3 protein-coding genes are annotated in these 2,420 nt (G+C 46.4%); all 3 read left to right on the plus strand.

What is annotated here, in order from left to right:
* Positions 1 to 682: UPF0182 family protein (locus tag RMO52_RS03730; protein WP_310410961.1), on the plus strand; the 682-nt coding region annotated here is incomplete at its 5' end.
* Between the two features lie 109 nt (positions 683 to 791).
* On the plus strand, positions 792 to 1,814 hold the full coding sequence (locus RMO52_RS03735; RefSeq protein ID WP_310410964.1) for a hypothetical protein: 1,023 nt from the start codon (positions 792 to 794) through the stop codon (positions 1,812 to 1,814).
* An 88-nt stretch (positions 1,815 to 1,902) separates the two neighbouring features.
* On the plus strand, positions 1,903 to 2,420 hold a 518-nt coding region (locus RMO52_RS03740), incomplete at its 3' end, for a GH116 family glycosyl-hydrolase (RefSeq protein WP_310410967.1).

Raw genomic sequence — 2,420 nt, forward strand, 5'->3', positions numbered from 1 at the left:
CGTCACTACCTGGGCGAAAATATTTCCCGACTTATTTAAACCGCTGAGTGCGATGCCTGTTAGCTTGCGGCGGCATCTGCGCTATCCTCAAGACTATTTTAAGATTCAATCCGATCGATTGATGACTTATCATATGACCGATCCGCAGGTATTCTACAATCGCGAGGATCAGTGGCAAATTCCCACCGAAGTCTATGGCGACAAGCCACGCTTGGTAGAGCCGTATTATTTGATTACCAGCTTACCGACTATCCCCGTCCCAGAATTTACGCTGCTATTGCCCTATACTCCCCAACAGCGAAGTAATTTAGTCGCTTGGTTGGCGGCGCGTTCTGACGGTGAGAATTATGGCAAATTACTACTCTACACCTTCCCCAAACAACGCCAAATCTTCGGCCCCGAACAAATCGAAGCGCGGATCAATCAAGATCCGGCAATCTCTAGTCAAATATCGCTTTGGAATCGCCAAGGTTCGCGCGTGGTACAGGGAAATTTACTGATCGTTCCGATCGAGCAGTCCCTACTATACGTCGAACCACTCTATCTCGAAGCCACTCAAAATCAGCTTCCAACTCTAATCAGGGTAATTGTGGCGTATGAAAATCGGATCGTGATGGCGGAAACTTTACCCCAAGCTCTCGCCGCTATTTTCAAGTCTCCAGTAAATTCTCCCCCGCCTTAATTACATTATCTGAAATTAATTTTTAACTTTTCATCCCGATGAGCGATCGCCACTAACGAATAGTAATACATCATATTGCTATCTCTAGAATAGAAAGTGCCGGGATCTCGTGAATATCAAAAATAATCTTAATGGTGTAGAGTCTGTCTCGATCGGCTTGTCAGTTTTGGGGAGTATTGCTGCGGTTGTTACTCAGCAAGTCGCCTATGTCGCGACACCTTTAACGCTTGCCCTATCGGTAAGTTTGATGAACCGCCAAAAACAATTAATCGCCGCCGAGCAGCGGCTGGCAAACTTAGAGCATCAACTGGTTGCCTTACCTGCGGCACCCACAACAGTTGACTTCTATCGCTTGTCCGCAAGTGTGAGCGAGGATCGAGCAAAACTACAACGGCTGGGAATATTGCTAACAGAAATCGAGCAAAGAAGTGACGATCTATCCCCATTTTTGACCGAAATCGATCTCACTAAAGATTCACTCAAACAGCTTAGTTTAAATCTTGCCAATTTCGAGCAGGAATTCCATAACAGCAAAGATTCTACGCGCGTTACTAATGCAGAAAGCGGATTATTAGCAACCTCGATCGATTCAATGGCAACTCTAGAACAGAGCGAGCGATCCGATCGATTAGATAATTCACCCGTGAGATTATCACAAGAAGATCTCGATCGCGATGAAGTCTATTTATTAATTATCGAAGTCAAACAAAAGCTACAATCCTTAGAAGCAAACTCTAGAGTAGCTGAGGATTCGATCCAACAAGTTGGCTGGCGATTTTTAGAGCTAGAAAAAGCCTTTGCCGAGCGTCAAGATCCACACGATCTGCTCAAACTCAATGGTTCGATCGCCGAAATTGGGAAAGATATTCAGGGTCTCATCCTAGAATTTTCTCAGGTAAAAGACGCCCAAATTTCCCAGGTAACAGAACGAGAACTAGAGCAAGCTGCTCTCCAAGCCTCGATCGCAGCGACCAAGCAGCAGATTCAGTTATTAACAGATAACGCGATCTCGTCCGATCTCGTCGAACGTGTCAACGATCTCGATACCAGTCTGGGCGATCTGCACGACTATAATCTTAAATTGACTAATCGAATCGATAATTACACTCAACATAAATTAGATCGCGCCTAAATTTAAAATTCGATCGAGCAAGGCAGACTAGAGGTTAACACAGCAGTCTACAATAGGGAGTTGCATCTTTCCAACTAGCCGCTCGTATATGCTCCAACCCTCAACCCGTCCGCAGATCCCCACCGCTACTTGGCAACGTCAGTTTCACCAAGACTGGGAAAAACCATATACCGTCCGCTATGAGAGCAATCTCGACGATGGCCCATTTCACGGGATGCCATTAGGGGGATTCGGCGCGGGATGTATCGGACGATCGCATCGTGGGGAGTTCAATTTGTGGCACATCGACGGCGGCGAACATGTTTTTAAAAACCTTTCGGCGTGTCAATTTAGTGTCTTCGAGCTGCTAGAGAATGGCGATAGTCAGGCTTATGCCATGTCTACGCAAGCACCTGAAGATGAGAGTCTAGATCGCTGGCAATGGTATCCTCAGACGACGCCAGCAGGGCAAGGAACGGGCAATTATCAGGCTTTATATCCCCGCAGTTGGTATGGCTATGAAAACGTCTTCCAGACGCAATTAACCTGCGAACAGTTCTCGCCAATTTGGGCGGATAATTATCAGGAGACTTCCTATCCGATCGCGGTATTTGAATGGACGGCTCA

The sequence above is a fragment of the Chamaesiphon sp. OTE_8_metabat_110 genome (genome assembly GCF_031382685.1).
GTDB lineage: Bacteria > Cyanobacteriota > Cyanobacteriia > Cyanobacteriales > Chamaesiphonaceae > Chamaesiphon.